Here is a 2,944-nt window from a genome sequence, read left to right on the forward strand (position 1 = left end):
ACAATATTTATTTTCTGAAACAAAACATTGAGTCGCTACTTTTTGAGGAAAAGGATTTTATTAATATAGATCCTCTAAAAGAAATTTATTGCGAAATATCAATCGAAGAAAGGTATTATGAAGAGTTCAAACTTTTATTGAATGAATATTTCAATTCTGTCAGTAATGGATACGGGATACCAGAACTCAGTAATTATAACATCATTGGCACTAGAAAGGGCTCTTTAGTCATTGAAATAATTGGATATGCAATAGGTATTTATGTACTTATTACAATTCTTAAATCAATACTCATCAGAACGTTGGAAATAAAAGTTGAATATACTATCTACCGTAAAACGCACCAACTTTTAGAAGATAATAAGATGAGTCTTAAAGATTTGGAAGGAGATATCAATATTGTCCGTAGAATACTCAATAAACCTTCAGATGAAATAGTAACGAAAGCAAAACCATTGTCTTTATTGATGAAACAGTTTAGTGTCTTCCCGAATACACTTGTCAAGAGAAAAAAGCATATCTGAGATGTCGGAAAGCAAGTTGATTCGAAATCCAAACTTATTTTTTTGATCGAAAGAAAAATGAAAAGAAGGAAATGCAAGCACTCCATGCTTGAATAAAAAAGTTCTAATTATTGATTGTGGAAACACATTACAAATATTGTGTTCTTTATGAACAATCATCGTAAAATAACCACTGTTAGCATTGTAAAGTTTATATGGTGTGTCCATTAGGAATGCCTGAAGCAATTCGAAGTTGTCTTTGATAACTTTCTTATTATGTTGAATTATGCTTAATAATTCAGCTGCATTTTCCTTTTGATATAAGTTTTGTATTAGTTCTATTTGTGAAATACAGAATCCTCCATATACTTGGCTGGCCAAGTCTTCTATATCTGACGACAATCTGCTGGAGCAAAAAATAAGAGATGTTTTTATCCCATTTATCAAAAGTCTTTTCGTTAGGGATTCTATGAAAATAAATTTGCCCGCTTGTCTTAACAAACCTAGTTTGAAGCTATTCAATAAAAGGTTATCTCGGTTGCTCCATTCCATTCCTCCGAGTGAGTAGTCGCATAGCAACCAAATCTCTTTACTTTTGCAAGTTTCGGCAAGTAAAATATACGTAGCATCATTTATCTCAATGCCAGCGCTATAAATAGGATCTGAAAAAATAATTGCATCTATACTATTTGCTTCAATGGCTTTTTGGACATCGATAATATCAACCTTAAAATCCAGATAATCATAAAGATGGTAGTAGTATATGTTTGCTCCTAAATCTTTTAACGTATCTGGTATGGTGTAATAGGTTGGAGTAAATACTAAGAAATTTCTGACCCCCAATTTATACAAAGCTGAAAGACTTAAAAATAATGAAGCAGTGCCACTCACCGTGACAGCAATATTTTCCTTTTCGATATTGCAACGCCCCCTCTCTAATGAATGAAGTATTTGTTTTTTCAAATCCGATAGTTCATCTGAAAATATATATTTCAGAGAATCTTTAGCTTGAAATGCAAGTGAACTTTGTATTAATTTGTATGGGTACATTGCAAGAGGATTGATTGCATCCCAGTCTGAAATAAACAATGGTTCCTGCTTTTTTTTCTTACGGTATTGTCTTGCCAGTGTAAGTAACCAATCACTTGAGTAATCCATTGATAATAAATAGTTATCCTGTATTGAAGACACAATTCTCACAACTCAGATAAAATAATCACTACAATGGGCAGTATAAAATAAAAATGCTATATTTCTGTTTTGAATAAAGGATAATATTTGATTATCCTTTATTCACAGCCGCTTATTATTCACTTAAGAATAGGTCTTTTCTCGGATGTCTGGTGCGCAATAGATGTTTTTGCTTCGTTTTATTTACATGTGTATATATTTGGGTAATGGCAATGGAACTGTGACCCAGCATCTCCTGGATATATTTTATGTCCACATCTTTTTCAAGCAGAAGCGTAGCAAAACTGTGCCTGAAGACGTGCGGGGTTATATGCCGGTTAATGCCTGCCTTTTTATAGAGATTATTAACCAGTAGCCGTATAGATTGTGTAGAAATCTCGTTACTAAATCTGTTCAATAGGAAGCTGTTGCACCCCGATTCCATTCTTTCAATGCAAAGATTCTTGTAAGTTTTTAAGAGGCTAAGCAGCTCAGGGTTACAAACATGAATGATGCGTTCTCTTTTACCTTTTCCCTTAATCATTATCTCACCGCTTCGTACATTTATTTGCTCTGTTTTCAACGTCGATATCTCTGACACCCTTGCGCCCGTTGAGAATAACAATTCGATCACCACAATGTTTCGGAGGGCTTCGAAAAAGGCGTAGCTTTGGGTATCTGAAATCACGTTTTTTCTTTGGTAGACGACTTTTAGGATTTTCTCTATTTCCTTTAACTCCATTACCTTCGGTATAATCTTCCCCTCTCTTATTTTAATACGCATCTTTCTCATCGGGTTCATGTCAATTTGGTCATCGAATTCCATATAATTGAACATTGCTTTTATTGTAGCTATTTTTCTTTTTATAGATTTCGGTTTTAATGTACTTAACGACTCTAGGTATCTACGTAATTCTGTTTTGGTGATGTCACATACGTCCATTGATAGATTTTCTGTGATAAAAAATGAGTTGAATTGTTTCAGGTCTGTTGTGTATGCTTTTAAGGTTTTTTCACTTAAATGTTTTTCAAATTTGCAATAGCATAAAAATTCCTTGGTTGCGAGTTCAATTGAAATCATGTTTATTATATTTGTAGGTGGTGTAAAGAGAGTTTCTTGTTGACGTATAACTATTTGTAATACATTTTATTTTAACTGCATTACATGATTTCCTAAATGGGTAAACTGGATGATTTTTTTAGCCTGCCCTCACTATCCTGTTAATTTCGCATTTATCCACTTAATATTAATCGTATCTTATTGTCCCACT

At 33.2% G+C, this 2,944-nt stretch carries 3 protein-coding genes; 1 reads left to right on the forward strand and 2 read right to left on the reverse strand.

Features of this window, described 5'->3' with window-relative positions:
- On the forward strand, nucleotides 1–524 hold a 524-nt coding region (locus tag EGI32_RS10780; RefSeq protein ID WP_255155396.1), incomplete at its 5' end, for a hypothetical protein.
- Here EGI32_RS10780 and EGI32_RS10785 read toward each other — a convergent pair.
- Both EGI32_RS10785 and EGI32_RS10790 read right to left on the reverse strand, forming a co-directional pair.
- Nucleotides 462–1,661, reverse strand: a complete 1,200-nt coding sequence (locus tag EGI32_RS10785; RefSeq protein ID WP_255155397.1) for an aminotransferase class I/II-fold pyridoxal phosphate-dependent enzyme — start codon at nucleotides 1,659–1,661, stop codon at nucleotides 462–464. The genes EGI32_RS10780 and EGI32_RS10785 overlap by 63 nt on opposite strands.
- A gap of 148 nt (nucleotides 1,662–1,809) precedes the next feature.
- Nucleotides 1,810–2,754, reverse strand: coding sequence for a tyrosine-type recombinase/integrase (locus EGI32_RS10790; RefSeq protein WP_255155395.1), 945 nt, complete (start codon nucleotides 2,752–2,754; stop codon nucleotides 1,810–1,812).
- Nucleotides 2,755–2,944: the final 190 nt, after the last annotated feature.

Origin of the sequence: Ferruginibacter sp. HRS2-29 (genome assembly GCF_024343615.1) — a bacterium.
GTDB lineage: Bacteria > Bacteroidota > Bacteroidia > Chitinophagales > Chitinophagaceae > Ferruginibacter.

Bases quoted from the DNA above. Each gene is read 5' to 3' on its own strand.
- EGI32_RS10785 (WP_255155397.1), bottom strand. From the start codon at position 1,661: ATGGATTACTCAAGTGATTGGTTACTTACACTGGCAAGACAATACCGT.
- EGI32_RS10790 (WP_255155395.1), bottom strand. From the start codon at position 2,754: ATGATTTCAATTGAACTCGCAACCAAGGAATTTTTATGCTATTGCAAA.